This window comes from Collinsella sp. TF07-1 (genome assembly GCF_003437235.1).
In the GTDB taxonomy this organism is placed as follows: domain Bacteria; phylum Actinomycetota; class Coriobacteriia; order Coriobacteriales; family Coriobacteriaceae; genus Collinsella.
This window is the reverse complement of sequence record NZ_QSRV01000005.1, coordinates 56,319-74,786: the sequence shown is the minus strand read 5'-3', so window position 1 is coordinate 74,786 and position 18,468 is coordinate 56,319. Positions and strand designations below refer to the sequence as shown.

General features: G+C 53.7%; 12 protein-coding genes and 1 CRISPR repeat array. Of the genes, 6 read left to right on the top strand and 6 right to left on the bottom strand.

The genetic code is table 11. The features are described 5' to 3' along the window. Window position 1 precedes the first annotated feature (1 nt). On the bottom strand, window positions 2-1,183 hold the full coding sequence (locus tag DXC67_RS03230) for a cation diffusion facilitator family transporter (RefSeq protein ID WP_117637337.1): 1,182 nt from the start codon (window positions 1,181-1,183) through the stop codon (window positions 2-4). A gap of 218 nt (window positions 1,184-1,401) precedes the next feature. Between DXC67_RS03230 and DXC67_RS03225 the strand changes: the two genes are divergently transcribed. From DXC67_RS03225 to DXC67_RS03200, 6 genes are all read left to right on the top strand, one after another. Continuing rightward, complete coding sequence (locus DXC67_RS03225; RefSeq protein ID WP_117637336.1) at window positions 1,402-2,739, top strand: hypothetical protein; 1,338 nt, start codon at window positions 1,402-1,404, stop codon at window positions 2,737-2,739. 363 nt (window positions 2,740-3,102) lie between these two features. After that, window positions 3,103-7,308: a type II CRISPR RNA-guided endonuclease Cas9 gene (gene cas9 / locus DXC67_RS03220; RefSeq protein WP_117637335.1), complete on the top strand. Its 4,206-nt coding sequence runs from the start codon at window positions 3,103-3,105 to the stop codon at window positions 7,306-7,308. After that, on the top strand, window positions 7,295-8,176 hold the full coding sequence (cas1, locus tag DXC67_RS03215; RefSeq protein WP_117637334.1) for a type II CRISPR-associated endonuclease Cas1: 882 nt from the start codon (window positions 7,295-7,297) through the stop codon (window positions 8,174-8,176). The genes cas9 and cas1 overlap by 14 nt, the downstream gene beginning before the upstream one ends. A gap of 23 nt (window positions 8,177-8,199) precedes the next feature. After that, window positions 8,200-8,508, top strand: coding sequence for a CRISPR-associated endonuclease Cas2 (cas2, locus tag DXC67_RS03210; RefSeq protein ID WP_117637333.1), 309 nt, complete (start codon window positions 8,200-8,202; stop codon window positions 8,506-8,508). Further along, entirely contained in the window at window positions 8,505-9,185 is a 681-nt protein-coding gene (gene csn2 / locus DXC67_RS03205; RefSeq protein WP_117637332.1) for a type II-A CRISPR-associated protein Csn2, read from the top strand. Before cas2 ends, csn2 begins: the two co-directional genes overlap by 4 nt. A 55-nt stretch (window positions 9,186-9,240) precedes the next feature. Beyond that, window positions 9,241-12,494: a CRISPR direct-repeat array (repeat unit 36 nt; unit sequence GTTTTGGAGCAGTGTCGATTTAACTGGTAATCAAAC). 52 nt (window positions 12,495-12,546) lie between these two features. Continuing rightward, window positions 12,547-12,816, top strand: a complete 270-nt coding sequence (locus tag DXC67_RS03200) for a hypothetical protein (protein ID WP_117637331.1) — start codon at window positions 12,547-12,549, stop codon at window positions 12,814-12,816. A gap of 619 nt (window positions 12,817-13,435) precedes the next feature. Here DXC67_RS03200 and DXC67_RS03195 read toward each other — a convergent pair. The 5 genes from DXC67_RS03195 to DXC67_RS03175 all read right to left on the bottom strand — a co-directional run bounded on the left by DXC67_RS03195 (window position 13,436) and on the right by DXC67_RS03175 (window position 18,328). Continuing rightward, window positions 13,436-13,627: a hypothetical protein gene (locus DXC67_RS03195; RefSeq protein WP_117637330.1), complete on the bottom strand. Its 192-nt coding sequence runs from the start codon at window positions 13,625-13,627 to the stop codon at window positions 13,436-13,438. 32 nt (window positions 13,628-13,659) lie between these two features. Then, entirely contained in the window at window positions 13,660-14,448 is a 789-nt protein-coding gene (locus tag DXC67_RS03190) for an ADP-ribosylglycohydrolase family protein (RefSeq protein ID WP_117637329.1), read from the bottom strand. 133 nt (window positions 14,449-14,581) lie between these two features. Further along, window positions 14,582-15,040 carry a helix-turn-helix domain-containing protein gene (locus DXC67_RS03185; RefSeq protein WP_117637328.1) on the bottom strand — a complete coding sequence of 153 codons (459 nt, stop codon included), beginning with the start codon at window positions 15,038-15,040 and terminating at the stop codon, window positions 14,582-14,584. Between the two features lie 45 nt (window positions 15,041-15,085). Then, window positions 15,086-15,256: a type II toxin-antitoxin system HicA family toxin gene (locus DXC67_RS10795; protein WP_084591772.1), complete on the bottom strand. Its 171-nt coding sequence runs from the start codon at window positions 15,254-15,256 to the stop codon at window positions 15,086-15,088. 606 nt (window positions 15,257-15,862) lie between these two features. Continuing rightward, window positions 15,863-18,328: a phosphatidylinositol-specific phospholipase C gene (locus tag DXC67_RS03175; protein ID WP_117637327.1), complete on the bottom strand. Its 2,466-nt coding sequence runs from the start codon at window positions 18,326-18,328 to the stop codon at window positions 15,863-15,865. Window positions 18,329-18,468 lie beyond the last annotated feature (140 nt).

The window sequence follows — 18,468 nt, the reverse complement described above, 5'->3', positions numbered from 1 at the left end:
GCTACAACTGCTCGGCCGGACGGTCGGGCGAGCTAAAGCCCGAGTCAAACGTAACGACGCATGAGGCATTGGGTCGGCGCTCGTGCACGATGCGTGTCACGCGTTCCAGCAGCTCCTCGTCGGATATGTCAAAGCCGTCGGGACGCACCAGGTCAAACGAAACGAACCCGTCGTGCTCGTGCAGGTCGTGGATGGAGAGCGCGGGGTCGATCTGCATGACGCCGCGCTTGACCCAGCCGCGTAGGTCGTCGCCGGTGGTGGCGATGGGGTCGCAGTGCAGCGTGATACCGATGCCCATCTGCCGTTTGATATCGTGCTCGATGGTGTCCAAAATCTCGTGGTGCTCAAATGCGTCGCCCTCGCCGGGCATCTCCACGTGGGCGCTGGCAAACTGACGACCGGGGCCGTAGTCGTGCACCATGAGGTCGTGTGTGCCCAAGACCTGGGGGTACGACATAATCCTGTCGCGGATTTCCTGGACGAGCTTGGGGTCGGGCGCTTGTCCTAACAGCGGGCTGATGGCGTCGCGCACCAGGCCCAGGCCGCTGATGCAGATGAAGATGCCCACACCCAGGCCTGCCCAGCCATCGAGGTCAAAGCCGGTCGTCTGCGAAATAAGCGCCGCCACCAGGACCGAGCCCGAGGTGATGACGTCGTTTTTGGAGTCCTGTGCTGTGGCGATGAGCGTCTCTGAGTCGATGCGGTCGCCCAACGTGCGGTTGAACGCGGCCATCCAGAGCTTAACGAGCATGGACAAGACGAGGGCGGCTAAGGAGAGCACCGAATATGCAGTGGGGGAAGGCTTGATGATCTTAGTGACCGACTCGAGGATCAGGTTGATGCCGACGGCGCAAACCAGGACGGCGACGAACAGACCGGCTAGGTACTCGTAGCGACCGTGGCCATAGGGGTGGCCTTCGTCTGCCGGGCGGCTGGCAAGGCGGAACCCGAGCAGGCTCACGATGTTGCTCGAGGCGTCGGAGAGGTTGTTGAAGGCGTCGGCGACAAGCGAGACGGAGCCGGCGAGCAGGCCTGCGATGCCCTTGGCCAGGCACAGGGTGATGTTGAGGCCAATGCAGATGAGGCTTGCGGCAAAGCCCGCGTTGGTGCGGCAAGATACATCGACCGGCTCGCCCTCGCTGCCGGGAACAAGCGTATGTACCAGCCGATTTACAAATAGCATAGCGGTCGTCCTCACAATCATGTTTAAGGGGATAGTGTAGCTCGCGCGGAGGCGCTGTGCACCGATGCTCAGAAAATGCAGTAATGGTCTGCCGGTGCTAACGAGCGAGCCTTCTCGTCTGCCTGGGTGGTCCATTTTGGGCCACATGGGTATGGGCATGTGCCTGTTTGCTCGACATACTTAACGTCGATAGCCCCTGTGCAAAGGAGGACGTTTCCATGGACGAGATGTTTGCCATTAAATGTCAAAACTGCGGCGGCCCTATGTACTCGCACCAGGCTAAGCGCAGCTTTGAGTGCGCCTATTGCGGCACGGTCATTCCGTGGCAGGCGGACGCCGGAGAGCCCAAGAGCGCTTTGGGCATTCGCCATACGCCGTTGACGGTGGTGGATGGACTGCTCAAGCTCACGCATGTGTCGCAACTCGAGCGCCCGGAGGACCCGGACTGGTATTTCTTCAATTCGCACTGGCGCAACCAGTCGGTCCAGGAACATCTGCTGTGGGAGGATCGCGGCACGGCGCAGGAGTTCCAAGAGGCCACGCATGTGAGCATTCCTTGCCCCTTCTGCGGAGCGTCCTTTGAGGGCGAGTCAACGCAGCGTGTGTTTGAGTGCCCGTCCTGCGGCAACAAGATCGGCATTGCCGACTTGCTCAAGCCCGGTACGTTTAGCAAACGTCTGACCATGGGCGTGGGTGCGGAGTATGTGCCGGAGCAGGGTATTCCCTGCGAAATTTCGCCGCAGCAGGCACGTGCCAACGCGCTGCAGCTGGTGCGCCAGTACCCGGATGCCTTTGCCGGGCACGACGTGGAAGACTCGATCCAAAACGACATGATGCTCTTCTATTTCCCCATGGCGCTGGCGGACCTGCGTATGATGGCGAGCTTCCCGGGCAAGGGCCTGAGCAAGGAAACCCTGGTGTACTACGAGGTGCTCGACTGGGCGTATCCGCGGGCAAACTATCTGGATGTTCGCCTTATGGGCATTTTGGAGCCGTGGGACTTTGCCAAGGTTGGGCCGTTTGACCCGGCCATGCAGGAAGGTGACTTTCGCGTTGTCTCCGTCGATGCGTCTACCAAGGACCAGGTGGTCATTGATAAGTTGGCGCTCGACATTGCCGGCAACGATGCCGAGGCGGTGCTGGGGCTCAATAAAAAGAGCATCCGCACTTGGGCGCGCAAGGCCCGCAAGCATAAGGACGGCCTGGTGATGGTGCCGGTGTACTTTGTCGATCGTCCGGCGACGGACAGCCGCGATGGCGAGCAGGTGCGCATTGCCGTAAACGGCCAGACGAGCCGCGCGGCAGCGGTGGTGTTTAGCGACAAGCGCGAGACGCATGTGGTGGCGTCGCTCAACCCGAGCCTGCATCTGTCCGGCGAGAGCACCGTGCACGCCACGCCCATCGAGGTCAAATACGTTAAGTCGCCGTTTCTGTACCAGATCGTGCGCCGTGGAGGCGGCGAGCAACCGCGCCAGGTTGCAGCCGCCGTTGAGGGTTCCTACCGAGAAGAAAAGCCCAAACGCAAGGGCTTGCTCGCTGCGATCTTTGGTAAGTAGGGGAGTGGCTCCGGTTGACATGACGGCGTGATAGCCAGAGGCACGGGGCGGCTCACGGGAATGTGGACTGCCCCGTTTTTATGCGGCGGCAGGACCCGTAGGCACTCCATTAAACACACATGCTCACAGCGCGAACGTTGAGCAACATTACGTTTGCCGATAGCTATTAAAAAATGTCCGCCCACGGTAGTAGTATCAAAAAAAGAGGGGTCCCAAATGGAACCCCTCTGGCAAGTCAAATTGTCCCCTACGGGACGCCTTCCAAGGAAGGCATTTTTGGCAAAGCCGTATTTTGACTCGCAGTGTCGATGTAACTGGTAATCGACAAGGCAACTGTAACACAGCGCGGAAGGGCTGGTCGACATGAATTTAAGAAACTGCTCTGGCGACTACAATATCGGCCTCGACATGGGAACCGGCTCCGTTGGTTGGGCGGTGACCGATGACCAGGGCAAGCTTCTGCATTTTAAGAAGCAACCGACGTGGGGCAGTCGTTTGTTCGATAGTGCGCAGCTGGCGTCCGAGGCGCGCGTTCATCGTGGGCAGCGTCGCCGTTACGTGCGCCGCCGCTGGCGCCTTGACTTGCTGCAAAAGCTGTTCGAGCCTGCGATGAGTGAGGTCGATCCGGGCTTTTTCATGCGACTCAACCAGTCGCGGACCATTGAGGGCGATCCGATTTTTACCAAGGACTTCACGAAGGCCGATTACTACGATCGTTTCCCGACCATCTATCATCTGCGTGCTTACCTTATGGACACCGATGAGCAGGTCGATCTTCGATTGGTGTATCTCGCAATCCATAACATCGTTAAGCATCGCGGTAACTTCTTGCGCCAGGGAGAGAAGCTGACGGCAAAGACGGCAAAGACATCCGATGCCCTCGAGCGCCTCAATGATTCCCTGCAGGCTTGGTGCGAGTCTAGGGAATACGATGTTACAAAAATCAATAAAAGCGCTGTCGCAAAGATTCTCGCTGACGAGCGATCTTCTCGTTCGCAAAAGGCAAAAGACATTCAGGCGCTTGTAAAAGTGGGCACTGCGGATGCGGCTGCGAACAAAAAGCTGGCAAAGGCTTTGTCGAACGCTGTCGTTGGCCTTCAGTGTGAGTTCAAAGACGTGTTTGGCGATTTTGAATGCGAGGCAACTAAGCTCGCGCTTTCGGATGACGAGAAGCTAGAAGCGCTGCAGGCCGCATGCCCCGATGACTGCGTGGAGCTTCTTGAGTCCGTTTGCGGTGTTTACTCTGCTTACGTGCTGCAGGGGCTTTTGTCCTATGCTGAGGGCCAGACTATCTCGGTCAACATGATCGAAAAATATAATTGTTACGCGAATGATCTTGATCGACTCAAGACTTTGGTCCGCGAATATGCTCCCGGCTCATATGAGTCTTTCTTCCGCGGCGCAACCTATCATGATTCGAATAGCGATGACCCCTCGCGCGACTACGATGCCTCTAAGGCGCAGGGTTACACCGCATATGACCTGCATAAACTGTCTTATGATGACCTCGCTAAATCCGTAAAGAAGCTCTTTGCGGGAACGGGCGCGGAGACGGACGAGCGCTATATCGCCATGATGGACGCATTCGACAAGCAGCGCTTTTTGCGTCGTCTTAAGACGAGTGATAACGGTGCCATCTACTATCAGCTGCATCTTGAGGAGCTGCAGGCCATTCTCAAAAACCAGGGTCGCTTCTATCCGTTCCTTAAGGACGAGGCTGCAAAGATTGAGAGTCTGGTCACGTTCCGTATTCCGTACCATGTGGGACCGCTGACGCCTAAAAATGCGGCTCAGGACAAACATGGCAACCATCGATTCCAGTGGTCCGAGCGCAAGCCCGGCATGGAAGATGCGACGATCACGCCTTGGAACTGGGATACCGTGATCGATAAGAACAAGAGCGCCGAGAACTTTATCATGCGCATGACGGGTGACTGCACGTATCTTGCTGGCGAGAAGGTGCTTCCCAAGCAGTCTCTGCTCTATGAGGAGTTCTGCGTTCTGAACGAACTCAATGGCGTTCGCTGGTCCGAAGATGGTGACGATTGGCAACGCTTAGATGCTGCGCAGCGCGAGGGCATTGTTCACGAGCTTTTCCATAAAAAGCGTCGCGTTACCTACAAGATGATTGCCGACTGGCTTGTAAAAGAGGGCGACGCGACAAATCCGGTTGTCCGCGGCGGCCAGGGTGAGAGCGGTCTTGAATCGAAGATGGGCTCGTACATCTTCTTTGCCAAAGACATCTTTGGTGTGGACGAGTTGAGCCGTGCCGAGTATCCGGTTATCGAGAAGATCATTCTTTGGAACACGTTGTTTGAGGACCGTTCGATCCTTAAGGAAAAACTGCAGGATGAGTTTGGCCCCAGTGGCAACGGAATGCTCGATGCCGAGCAGATTAAAAAGATTTGCAAAAAGCGCCTGACCGGTTGGGGACGTCTGTCGGAGAAGTTCCTGACGGGTATCAGGATTGATACACAAGCCGGTCGATCTATGAGCATCATGGACGTGCTGCGAGAAGGAAACCCCAGCTCAGAGCGCCGCTTGGGCGAGACTATGGTGATGATGGAGATTCTCCACGACAATACGCTGGGCTTCCAGGAAAAAGTGGATGAACACAATCGCAAATACTACGCCGAAAACGAGAAGTCACTAGGCGTTAATGAGCTCCCCGGATCTCCGGCGATTCGTCGCAGCCTGAATCAAGCGATTCGCATTGTTGACGAAATTGCAAAGATTGCGGGGCACGCGCCGGCCAACGTTTTTGTTGAGGTGACTCGCGACGAGGACGAAAAGAAAAAGGGTAAGCGGACCACGAAGCGCTGGGATGCCATCGAGGACGCGCTCAAGGCGTTTAAGGCCGAGGGCGGTGACCTGGTCGTTATGGACGATTTCAAGGAGCTCAAGGCAGCCAATGTGGACCTTGACGAGCGCTTGACCCTCTATTTGATGCAGAACGGAAAGTGCTTGTATTCTGGTCGCGCTATCGACCTTAATAAGCTTATGGCGGGCTCGGGCGAGTATGAGGTCGACCATATCATCCCGCGCGCCTACATTAAGGACGACAGCCTCGAAAACAAGGCGCTGGTGTACCGCGAGGAGAACCAGCACAAGACCGACCAGCTTTTGATTGATAAGAGCATTCGCTGGAAGATGGGCGAAACGTGGAAGCAGCTGCATCAGGCTAAGCTTATTGGCGATAAAAAGTATCGCAACCTGCTGAGGTCTTCCATAAACGAGAATGCCATGAAGGGCTTCGTCGCGCGCCAGCTCGTGGAGACGAGCCAGATGGTCAAGATGGCGCAGGCTTTGCTTGAGGCGCGTTATGCCGACGAGGGAACGAAGATCGTTCCCGTTAAGGCGAGCGTATCGCACAACCTTCGTGAGGCGGCCGGCTTGGTCAAATGCCGCGAAGCCAACGATTTTCATCATGCGCATGATGCCTATCTGGCATGCCGCTTGGGCCTGTTTATTCAGATGCGCCACCCGGGAATGTATGAGAACCCCATTGGCTACTCGCACGTGATTAAGAAATACGTGCGCGAGCAGTCTGAGCTGTTTAAGAAAACCCATCGCATGCCTGGATCTGCCGGATTTGTCGTCAATAGTTTTATGACTGCGGGTTTTGACCCCGAGACGGGCGAGGTCTTTGACGATGCCTGGACCGAGGACGACGAGGTCAAGCGCTATAGGGGAAAGTATCTTCCGGACGGCTGGAATGCAGCGGCAGAGGTCGAGAGCATTCGCCGTGCGCTCAACTATCGCCAGTGCTACATCTCGAGGATGCCTCAGGAGGATACGGGTGCATTCTGGAAGGCAACGATTTACTCGCCGCGTGATCCCAAGATGGGCGCAAAGCTTGAGTTGTCGACCAAGCAGGGGCTTGATGCTAAGCAATACGGTGGTTTTTCGAGCCAGCAGTTTGCGTACTTCTTTATCTATGAGGCCAAAAAGAAGGGTAAGCCGGTGTTCCGGTTCTCTCAGGTTCCCGTGTGGCTTGCGGCGCGCATTGAGGGCGACTCGGCGGCGCTCGGCGAGTACGCGCGTGAGCTTGCGGAGAAGGAAGGTCTGGAATACGTCGGTATCACGAGGTCGAAGATCTACAAGAAACAGTTGATTGAGGTGGATGGTGACCGCCTGATTATTACCGGCGCAAAGGAGGTCAGGTCGGGTTCTCAACTGGCGTTTTCACAGGATGAGATGTTGCTGTTAAATATGTCTAAAAAGGATGAAAGACTAAGCGTCCTTCCTTTGCTTGAGGGATTGGTGCACAAGATTGACCACGCTGCTAATGCAACTTGTGGAAAGTTGTCCAGGCAGCTTAAGCTCTCTCGGCTGTCTTCCGTTTCTGTGCTCGATGAGTTGCAGCAGCGTGAGCTTGCATTTGGCCTAATTCGTATTGAAAACGGCGCAGATCGAGTCGTTGATCTCTCTGGAATTGGCGGGCCTGCAAAAGCGGGCGCTATGGTGACGGATATGTCAAAACTAATCAACGAACCAGCGGCCCCGTTCTTTATCATTGACCAGTCCGTAACGGGTATGTTCGAGAGAAGGACCCGTGTCGGGCTTTAGGAACATTGTCATTTCAAGCCCCTGCAAATTGCAGTACAAGGGCGGCTACATGGTTGTCCGCCGCGAGGACGACACGGCGAAAGTCCACCTTTCGGAGATTTCGTCGGTCGTCCTTCAGACCAACCAAGTGTTCATAAGCGCTTATCTGCTCTCGGAGCTTGCCAAGGCAAAGGTCGCGTTTGTCGTCTCTGACGAGAAGCGCGACCCCATTGGGCAGTATTTGCCGCTATACGGGGCCCATAACACCAGCAAGCGTATTGCGGAGCAGCTTGAGTGGGGCGAACCAATCAAAAAGCGCGTATGGCAACGAATCGTGCGCGACAAAATCAAGCATCAATCCGATGTTCTCCACGCTCGTGCGCGTGAGGAGCAGGGTGAGAAGCTTAAGAGCCTTGTTCCCGAGGTGCGCTCGGGTGATACGACGAATCGCGAAGGACATGCAGCCCGATTGTATTTCAGCTCTCTGTTTGGTTCGTCCTTCTCGAGGGATGACGATACGCCTTTGAACGCCGCTCTCAATTACGGGTATGCGATTCTGCTATCGAGTGTCAATCGCGAGATTGCGGCGCGCGGATACCTTACGCAGGCGGGGATTTGTCACAGAAATGAGTTTAACCAGTTCAACTTGAGCTGTGATTTTATGGAGCCGTTTAGGCCTCTTGTAGACCGTATCGTGTTTGACAACTTTGACGGCGAGTTCTCTAAGGAGACAAAGCTGCTTTTGGTCGACATGCTCAATCAGGGAATCGCGTATCGAGGCGGCACGTATCGCGTGGGCTCCGTAATCTCTCTGTATGTTGCTGACTGTTTCAAGGCTCTTGACCGGAAGCTGTCGGTGGACGAAATCGAGTCGTTTGAAGTCGTATGAGTGTCGGGGAAAGGATCAGATATATGAGGCTTGTCGTCTTCTTTGATTTGCCCGTCGATACTCCTGCGCAGAGAAAAGACTACCGGGTGTTCCGCAAATTCCTTCTTAAAGATGGCTATCTTATGCTCCAGGAATCCGTGTATGCAAAGCTTGTTGTTAACGATGGGGCGGCAGGAAGCGCGGTGCAAAGACTCAGGAAGCATCGCCCGCCAGCTGGCCTTGTACAGGTTTTGCGCGTGACCGAATCTCAGTTTTCGACCATGGAGTACATTGCGGGTAACCGCGAGGCTCATGAGGAGATAGACACAATGGAGGAGCTCCTGGTTTTATGAGGCTTGTGTTTTCGGGACTTGAGAACTCGCTGGAACTAACAGCAGGGGAGACATCGGTTTTGCAAGTCGAAAACTCTGCTCTGTTCGCGCGGATTGTGACTTCTTTGCAAAACGGGTTGGGGCGCCAGGCGATGGAACCTTACTCCCTTTGGAAAGACGATGAGGAGATTAAGCCCGGCAGCGCTCTAATGGTGGTGCCTGATGCGCTGAATCTTCCATGGGATGACCGCGCATTTATGACCGCAATCACCAAGAAGGTTGAGCGTGAGTTTCTAGAAGACGAAGACCTGCGCATGCAAGTGGAAGAGGCTGAACGAGCAATAAGGCTGCGTTTGGGCGGATTGAACCTTGGCTTTAATGCCGATTTGGGGTTTGGTTTAGAATGGGATATGAAGCGCTACCTCAAGTTTTTAGGATTTGGTGCAGCGCCTCAAGAAGATAAATCGTTCCTTGATAATCTGCTGAATTTCCTTTCATTTGCTCTTGACGCTGGCTGCAGAAAGACAATCGTATTTGTAAATCTCAAAACGTTTTTGACGGAAAATGAGCTGCAAACGCTCTATGACCACGTGTTTTTTCTTAAGTTGAGCCTGTTGCTCCTGGAGAATAAAAAAGATACCATGGCTTACGGACATGAACATAAACTAACGGTTGACCTGCAGTTTTTAGAGCATTGAAAGAACTGACCGGTTAGATTGAACGTCCCGTCGCAGTAGGGAATTTGTTCCAATGGTTTTGGAGCAGTGTCGATTTAACTGGTAATCAAACTTTTCTTTTTTCTCGCGTGCGGCACGTCCGTTTTGGAGCAGTGTCGATTTAACTGGTAATCAAACACGTCCCCATGAGCAGCAGCACAGATGGCGTTTTGGAGCAGTGTCGATTTAACTGGTAATCAAACCCGCTCCGCTGTGGATGCGCGTGATAATTGGTTTTGGAGCAGTGTCGATTTAACTGGTAATCAAACAGCTCCCGCCTCGCGAAGTTCAGGCTCGAAGTTTTGGAGCAGTGTCGATTTAACTGGTAATCAAACGGAATTCGCAGCGTCCGACCACGAGTGCGAGTTTTGGAGCAGTGTCGATTTAACTGGTAATCAAACTACTTGTAACAAGCAAAACCAGAAATAGGTTTTGGAGCAGTGTCGATTTAACTGGTAATCAAACCACGGTCTTGCCGCGACGCTCAAGCGCAAGTTTTGGAGCAGTGTCGATTTAACTGGTAATCAAACCGCCGATCACGTGTCCACTCACCTACTATAGTTTTGGAGCAGTGTCGATTTAACTGGTAATCAAACGCATCACGGGAAACTAGACCAAGCAAGAGAGTTTTGGAGCAGTGTCGATTTAACTGGTAATCAAACCCTTATCAAAATAGCACGGTTAGGGTGCTGTTTTGGAGCAGTGTCGATTTAACTGGTAATCAAACTCGAATTTCACACGACAAGCGGTCGAATCGTTTTGGAGCAGTGTCGATTTAACTGGTAATCAAACCGACACGCCGGAAGGGGACGCGACAATGCGGTTTTGGAGCAGTGTCGATTTAACTGGTAATCAAACGCTCGACCATGTTGCCGGTATAGGTGGCACGTTTTGGAGCAGTGTCGATTTAACTGGTAATCAAACTCGAGCAGGAGGTCGTGCTGGATGATGCTGTTTTGGAGCAGTGTCGATTTAACTGGTAATCAAACACATAGTGCGCTGGGTGTTCAGGCGGTGGAGTTTTGGAGCAGTGTCGATTTAACTGGTAATCAAACCCGTAGCTGTACGTACGGCCCTCGATTGTCGTTTTGGAGCAGTGTCGATTTAACTGGTAATCAAACGCTAGCGTCAGGTTCTCGGCTGTGGCCTGCGTTTTGGAGCAGTGTCGATTTAACTGGTAATCAAACTTGCAACGAGTATAGGCGTGATACGGTGCTGTTTTGGAGCAGTGTCGATTTAACTGGTAATCAAACCAGACATCCTAAGTGGATGCAACACGGTACGTTTTGGAGCAGTGTCGATTTAACTGGTAATCAAACTTCGACCGCGCTCCTTCTTTGCGTTTGTCAGTTTTGGAGCAGTGTCGATTTAACTGGTAATCAAACATGCACCTGTCTCGTCCCCTGGTATGACTGGTTTTGGAGCAGTGTCGATTTAACTGGTAATCAAACCGAGCTCGATCAGGTCGTTCTGGAACATGGGTTTTGGAGCAGTGTCGATTTAACTGGTAATCAAACTCCCATATATACCTCCCGTTTAGGTGTCTCGTTTTGGAGCAGTGTCGATTTAACTGGTAATCAAACCGCCCTGCTTTTGTCTCATGCGATGCAACGGTTTTGGAGCAGTGTCGATTTAACTGGTAATCAAACGCGTGTACGTTGCCGCTTTCATCGTCAAAGTTTTGGAGCAGTGTCGATTTAACTGGTAATCAAACGTGCGATAGCTAACTAATTCGTAGCTATTGGTTTTGGAGCAGTGTCGATTTAACTGGTAATCAAACTATCCGTCAATCGATAGAACAGGAGATACGTTTTGGAGCAGTGTCGATTTAACTGGTAATCAAACATGGAAGAGGAGCGTCGTAATAAGAAGCAGGTTTTGGAGCAGTGTCGATTTAACTGGTAATCAAACGCAACATAGGCAACCAGCCATTTACACGGGTTTTGGAGCAGTGTCGATTTAACTGGTAATCAAACCATGTCGGCGTGGTTAGGCTTGGCAATCTGTTTTGGAGCAGTGTCGATTTAACTGGTAATCAAACGGTTTCGGGGGTTGCGCCTATAGGTATACCGTTTTGGAGCAGTGTCGATTTAACTGGTAATCAAACCACAGTTGCCGACCGCCTGCCTGATACCTCGTTTTGGAGCAGTGTCGATTTAACTGGTAATCAAACTACCTCTGGTAGTGATATACCCAGCTCGCGTTTTGGAGCAGTGTCGATTTAACTGGTAATCAAACGCTCATGCGCACATGGCGTCCAGAGGCCGGTTTTGGAGCAGTGTCGATTTAACTGGTAATCAAACTACTGATACGTTCTATCAAATTGACCTCATGTTTTGGAGCAGTGTCGATTTAACTGGTAATCAAACCCCGCCTGCCTAACCAGTTTGGAGTCAACAGTTTTGGAGCAGTGTCGATTTAACTGGTAATCAAACGTATAGGACAGTGCTCACGCATTGTCTAGAGTTTTGGAGCAGTGTCGATTTAACTGGTAATCAAACCAACATGGCTCGGTTAGGCTCGACAAAATGTTTTGGAGCAGTGTCGATTTAACTGGTAATCAAACTAACGCATTTAGTCGGCTTTATCTACATTGAGTTTTGGAGCAGTGTCGATTTAACTGGTAATCAAACGGGTATGCGTGAGTGGTGTAAGTGGGAACAGTTTTGGAGCAGTGTCGATTTAACTGGTAATCAAACCCCTAAAGAAAAAGACCTCTCGCAAGCCCGTTTTGGAGCAGTGTCGATTTAACTGGCAATCAAACTCGCGCTGAGTGATTGCCATTGTTGCCTCCGTTTTGGAGCAGTGTCGATTTAACTGGTAATCAAACCGGCCGCACCGTGGCGAGCGTGCCCAAGCGTTTTGGAGCAGTGTCGATTTAACTGGTAATCAAACCAGTGCAAAAAAAATTAGGTATATTGCACTGTTTTGGAGCAGTGTCGATTTAACTGGTAATCAAACGTTAGTTTTGGAAATACCCCGTTTGACCTGGTTTTGGAGCAGTGTCGATCTAACTGGTAATCAAACGGCAAGATGAATGCTGAATATCTGTTGTCGGTTTTGGAGCAGTGTCGATCTAACTGGTAATCAAACTTTAGTCCGCTGATGCAATGCGGACTGTTGGTTTTGGAGCAGTGTCGATCTAACTGGTAATCAAACTTACTAAGGACTGTACTACCGACCTAGAGCATTTTGGAGCAGTGTCGATCTAACTGGTAATCAAACTGATTGCCGATAAGGAGCGTCGCGAGGTTGGTTTTGGAGCAGTGTCGATCTAACTGGTAATCAAACAATATGACAGTTCGGACCGCAATCTAACCAACGTCAACAAGGAGGAATAGAAATGGACAACGACACGCTGCTGTTCAGAGATAAGGGTGCCGGTGTATTCAAGGAGATCTGTATCTACCCGAATCGAATTACCACGCTCAAGAAGAACCGCTTCTTCGGCAAGCATATAGAGGTGACCTACCTGAATGACGTCACCGGTGTCTATAGGATCAAGGGCAAGCAGGTGATTCTGAACAACAGGCTGCGGACGGGCTACGGCTATAGGCTGAGCAGTCGCTCCCAGGCAGAGGAATTCGTGAGGGTTCTTAACTCAATCATGTAGCGATAACCAGATCTTCTGCCCATAGAAAAGCGCCCTACCAATCCGTCAAGACATGTGGAGCGCAAACAATCCTGTTCCCCGCACGCGCGGGGATGATCCCGTTTTGGTCGGGGCGGCGGGACTCGAGCCCGCACGGGCGATGCCCGTGATGGCAGATGTAAATAAACGGTGGAACGGCTGTAAAAGAGTCTTGCCACTGGGTAAAATCAGGATGTGCCGCGGAACCCGCTCCTCAGTCGGTCAACTTTGGAAGCGCGGGCAACGCAGGTATTTTCGTCTAAAGGGCCGGCTGCAACCGGCCCTTTTTTATGACTCCCTTCGCTATCCGTTACTGCTTATATTCCCGCCAGATCGAGTAGAGGTTCCGGGCAATGCTGGTCACATACATCGAGAGGCGCAGGATTTCAAGAAACAAGTTCATAGGCTTCACCCCAATCGGAGATCGGAGCGTTGCCCGCAGGCGGATTCCGCGGCAGTCAAGATTTTACCTCACAGGCCGCGGTGGGAGACATCCTACCCACCCCATGGTTTGGAACAGTGTCGATCTAACGGGCAATCAAACCTCTAGCACTCTTTGAATTGAGCAAGCATCTGCCCGAAGAAGCTGAGCCCGGATGGCTCACTCATTTATGAGCCCGGATGGCTCATAAATGAGTGAGCCGCCATCTTCGGTTCGGTAGGCCCCGCAGGGGAGGTAGCGCCCGTCGGGGAGAACATAGAGGTTGGCTTCTTCCTTCAGTCCTGCTGGAAATAGCGGAATCCCGTTTTCGTCCACTTGGAACTCGTCTATATTTGCGACCTTCCTCTCCATGATGCCTCCTGCCTTATTTCTTGAATGGCGCCCTAAAACAGGCAGCTCTCAATCAGCTCTTTTCCGCGCAGGGTATCGACCCACTCCTGCGGGATGGCCTCGATGCCGTATGCCGTGCCGGCGAGCGCGCCTGCGACGGCTGCGGTGGTGTCGGTGTCGTCGCCCAAGTTGACGGCGGCGAGCACGCAGGCTTCGTAGCTGTTGGTGTTCACAAAGCACCAGGTAGCGGCTTTAAGCGTGTCGCGCACGAAGCCGCCGGACCTGATTTCCTGCTCAGGCACGCCTTTCAGGTGGAGCGCCCACGAGGGGAGCGCATCGTTCATCACATCCCTCATCAGCTCGACAAATATGACGCATGCATCGGTCGACGTTCTGTGGGCGTGCGTAATCGCGGAGACCTCGCAGATCTCGTCGTCAGTCGCGTCGACAAACGCCAAGGGCGCGATGCGCATGAGCGAACCGTTGCCGTTGTCGCGTTCGCCGGAGCCACCTTTGCCGGTGTGCAGGGCGTGGGCAGTCGTGCCGCCGTAATCGAAAACGCCGTCGATCGTATACTCGCCACGGGCAATCCAGCCTACGAACTTGTCGCGCATGTCCGCGGTGTCGATATGCCCAAGCTCCCTAATCGAGTCACAGGTAGCAAGCGTCATGGATGTGTCGTCGCTCCAGGTGCCGGCGGGCTGCCCATGCGTGCCGTAGCCGATCATGTCCGTGCATTCGAACGTGCCACGAGGCCTGAACTCGTAGGGAACGCCCAACGCGTCGCCGACGGCAAGCCCGTAGATGCAGTCGCGTAGCGTTGTTTTCGGTCTGTCTGTCATGGAAAACTCCTCTTTCACTTCGGATTGGAGATGCGTGGCAATCAGCGACAATGTGTCCAGCCCAATTCGGGACGCAGTGAGTCCCGAATTGGGAGAGCTTGTCAGCTAATCTGACAAATGAAAACCCGCAACGCTATTGCTTTATACAGCAAGGGACCTCTTTTGGGCGCCCTGCCTTTGGTGCCTCGGCGAGTCGTGCCTCGATGGAAGCTTTGGATACCATGCGCTTGGTGCCGTCCTTCCAAGAATCCAGCAGCCCAGCATTTATCAGCTGCGATACCCTTGCCGTGCTAACGCCAAGCATGCGAGCGGTGTCCGCCGCGGTGACGGCGGGGATGTCGCCGAGCTCGCGGCTGACGGCCACGGCGATTACCTTGCCGCCGTGTTGTGGCTGGTGTCCAAAGTCCGGCGCGGGAAGATCGACGCCGCCCATAAGGTGATCGTCGACCATACATGCGAGAAAATCGGCGGCGCTTTCGACAGCGTCGTTTAGGTCGGAGCCAAACGTTCCTCCTCCGCCCAGCGAGCCACATGGCACGGCATCGACCATACCGTCCGAATCAAAGAACTCAAATTCCCATACGTAAACCATGTAAGACCTCCTTTAAAAAGTGATGCGAAATGTGATGAGGATGAGCTATCGAAGCCCTGCCTGCCTTAGGATTCTTTTGGCAATTTGATCCTCGATCTCTCGGTGGCGTTTTACGAGCACGAGCTTGTCGCCTTTGACGAACTTCTCGTGATTAGTGCCTCCTTTCGAGATGAAGCCGGCTTCTTCGAGGATACGGATCAATTCGCGTCTCTGCATCTCAGCCTCTTTCAATAACTATATATTAGCACTTCCTAAGGGTTTTAGGCTTAAATCTTAGCTATTGCTAATCCTTTGTTTTGCGGCGCCATCCTTGGATAACGGCTTATATTCGTTGTTGTATTAGTCTATTTGCTCGTGCGGACACGTTTTGGTGCCCTGCGCGTGACCGCAAAAAGGGTTTGTAGTGACTAAAATGTGGTCATAGAGATAGTTTTATCGAACTCCATGGGGGTGGCGCGCGTGGATGACAACACGTTGTTGTTTCACGATAAGGGTGCCGGCGTTTTCAAGGGAATAAGCATCTATCCCAATCGTATCGAGGCGGTCGTGAAGAACAACTTCTTCGGCACCCATACCAAAACGTCTACCTCAAGGACATTACGGGTGTCAACAGGGTCAAGGGTAAGCGCGTGTTCCTTCGTAATAGGTTACTGACCGACTGTTCCTACAGGCTGAGCAGTCATTCCCAGGCCAAGGAATTTGTGAACGCGCTGAACATGGTGATGTAGCCTATGGCGGCGTTCGGACCAAGGTAAAAATCAGGGGCGCAGAACGGTGTTCTGCGCCCCTCATCGAGTTGATGCGCCCAAAAGGCCGGCTGGCCTATTCGCTAGCGCCTTCGTCACTTTCATGGTCGTTGACAAGCATTGCCGCGCCGACGGCTGTTGTTGCTACGGCGGCAGCGGCGAGCCCGGCGGCGATGCCAGAGCCGTCGCCCGTGCCGGCGAGTTTTCCGGCCGAGCTTTTGCCCTTGCCGTTCTTGTCGGCGCTACCTGCGTTGGGGCCCGTGCCACTGTCGGTGCCGGTGCCGTCGCCGCCCGCGTTGCCCGAGGCTGCAACTGCAAAGCTTGCGGCTCCGTCGCTGGCGAGCGTGTAGTTCTGCGCCGCGTCGCCCAAAAGGCCTTTCGCGCGCACCCAGTACGTCCCTGCGGTAAATGCCTCGCCCTCGGCCATTGCCGTGCCCGGAGCGCCGTTTGCATCGTGCATAAACTCGAGCTGGGCCGTGCAAGCATCGGTTTCGAGCTTGCCGTCGAGCAGCGCCGTGATCTTGGCGCGCACGTCCTCGCCGACCTTGAGGCCTTCGAGCCCCTCAAAGTGGGGCGTCAACGCGCGCCGGTCGATATAGATGGGCACGGAACCCCGCAGTCCTGTAACAGTCTCGTTGCCCAGGGCGTCGACATCCACGTATTCGACGAACTTGCTGCCCGAATCTGCCACGTTGAGCGTGCTGCTGCTGTCGACGAGGCGGAAATAGCCCTCGCCAACGGTCTTTCCATCCTGAAGTGAGGCATCGCTCAACGAGTCGCCGTATGTCATGCGCATACGGGTCGGGAGGTAGTACGAAACGGTCTGCTTGTGCTTCGCATCGTAATTGCGCTGGTAGATGCTTCGGGCCAGTGCCGCATCAACAAAGTCGGACGCAATGATGCCAATGTGCTTGAGGCAGTCCTCCTTTGTGCTCTCATTTCCGGTGCTGTTTATATACTGGCTCTTGTATAGATGCTCGTTGACCACTCGTGCTGCGGTAAAAGGATTGCTTCCTTGCTTGTAGTTCGTGCAGCTGGTGTAGTTGATACACCAGCTGTGCTCCAGGACCTTTACCTTGGCCCCGTCATTGTCCTCGACGTCCACCATGATGCGGGCGAGCTTGGTTGTCTCCTGCAGCGCCATATCGACCCAGCCGATTTTGTCGGTTCCTGTGCATTCGTAATGGTCCTGGGCGTATACCTTGGTGCAATAGGGCTCTTCGTCACCCGTTTTCCCCACGGCTTCAAAGCCCCGCTCGTCTCGAACGAGACACATAGAGGTGCTGTCGGTGTGTGCTGCGATTTTGTCGTCCCATTGGGTGAGGTCGAGGCCCCATGTGTGGCTGCTTACGCTGTTGCCGGCGAGCCCAAACCGACGCAGCAGGACGATCTTTCCGCGCACCTCGCCCAGCGTGGGGATGCGGCTCGATGTGTAGAACAGGTCGGGGTTCTCATCAAAAACCTTGCCCAAGGCCGTCGTGAGGCTTTCGTCGGTAGCCTCGTCATTGCCCCGCGACACGAGCATGATGAGCGCTTCTGTCGGGTTTTCGCTCAAAAACGTATTGAAGTACCCGATGACATCGGAGAGATGCATAAAGTTCCCGTCTTTTTTGAGCAGGTAACATGCTCCGTGGTCGATGCCGGGGTTCTCACCCTTTCCGAGTCGAATATCAAAATAGCGAACGCCTTCGAGCAACTGCGTGGGGATGTAATCCTGCTGGCATTTTGCTTGGGAGGATTGGGGCTCGGTGTCGTTGTCCACGCTGCAGGTGCCCGAATCGTGCGTGCCCGGGATGCTCAGTTCGTCGAGGAACTTGTTGTTGTCGACGTATTTCATCCAACAGGGCCCGTCGACGTAGCTGCTATACGTGGTCCAGTCGATACTTCTAACCGTGGTATTGATCTTGCCCATGTCGTAACCGACAAGCTCGAGCTCCCACGGAATGTCCTTCCTCTTATGGCAGATCTTGTTGTTGTCCTGGTCTTTGCCGTCCTTTTCTATGGCCAGGTAATTAATGTCTTTTTTCTCGTTTGTGCGGTCTCGGATGATGTAGGTTCCGTTTAACTGGCGTTCAAACGCAAAAGCGCGGCTGGGCTTTTTGTCATACTCACCATTCCATACGTGGATGACCTTTCCATCTTTGTCCGAGTCGCCGTCGACCGACCAAATGCTGTAGCCCGTCTTTTTATGCTCTTCGAAATTGAGTAAGGTGCGGATGGCATACCAATTTGTATTATCTGCATCGGTCAGCACGCGCTCGAGGATGAGCTTGCTTGACGTGCCGTCGTTAAAAAGGTGGCAGACGTTGCCCTTGATGTTGCCGTCTTGGTTGACGCTTGCGGTACGAAAATAGCCCGCGGGGCGAAGGCGAATGACGAACTTGTCGAGGCTGACCGACGCTGTGGCAGCGTCGTCTGCAAATGCCGCTCGCAGGGGAATACCCAGCGTCGCGGTTTCGGGCAGGCTTGCAAGCGGCGACAACGCCGCAAGTCCTAGGCCCAACGTAAACGCTCGGCGACTGATGGCGTGGTGTTCGGTCATAACTCCTCCATTCGCAGGGTGCGGTTATGCACTCGTTTGGGTCACTATACTGCCCAGATGTCTAAACGTGTTGGCTTAATTGTCTGCGCGGCGCTATAAATCGGCGGGCGGACGCGTTGGGGCGCTTGTCTATTTGTGCT

Coding starts and splice junctions, on each gene's coding strand:
- DXC67_RS03230 (WP_117637337.1), bottom strand. CDS start 1,183: ATGCTATTTGTAAATCGGCTGGTACATACGCTTGTTCCCGGCAGCGAG.
- DXC67_RS03225 (WP_117637336.1), top strand. CDS start 1,402: ATGGACGAGATGTTTGCCATTAAATGTCAAAACTGCGGCGGCCCTATG.
- cas9 (WP_117637335.1), top strand. CDS start 3,103: ATGAATTTAAGAAACTGCTCTGGCGACTACAATATCGGCCTCGACATG.
- cas2 (WP_117637333.1), top strand. CDS start 8,200: ATGAGGCTTGTCGTCTTCTTTGATTTGCCCGTCGATACTCCTGCGCAG.
- csn2 (WP_117637332.1), top strand. CDS start 8,505: ATGAGGCTTGTGTTTTCGGGACTTGAGAACTCGCTGGAACTAACAGCA.
- DXC67_RS03200 (WP_117637331.1), top strand. CDS start 12,547: ATGGACAACGACACGCTGCTGTTCAGAGATAAGGGTGCCGGTGTATTC.
- DXC67_RS03195 (WP_117637330.1), bottom strand. CDS start 13,627: ATGGAGAGGAAGGTCGCAAATATAGACGAGTTCCAAGTGGACGAAAAC.
- DXC67_RS03190 (WP_117637329.1), bottom strand. CDS start 14,448: ATGACAGACAGACCGAAAACAACGCTACGCGACTGCATCTACGGGCTT.
- DXC67_RS03185 (WP_117637328.1), bottom strand. CDS start 15,040: ATGGTTTACGTATGGGAATTTGAGTTCTTTGATTCGGACGGTATGGTC.
- DXC67_RS10795 (WP_084591772.1), bottom strand. CDS start 15,256: ATGCAGAGACGCGAATTGATCCGTATCCTCGAAGAAGCCGGCTTCATC.
- DXC67_RS03175 (WP_117637327.1), bottom strand. CDS start 18,328: ATGACCGAACACCACGCCATCAGTCGCCGAGCGTTTACGTTGGGCCTA.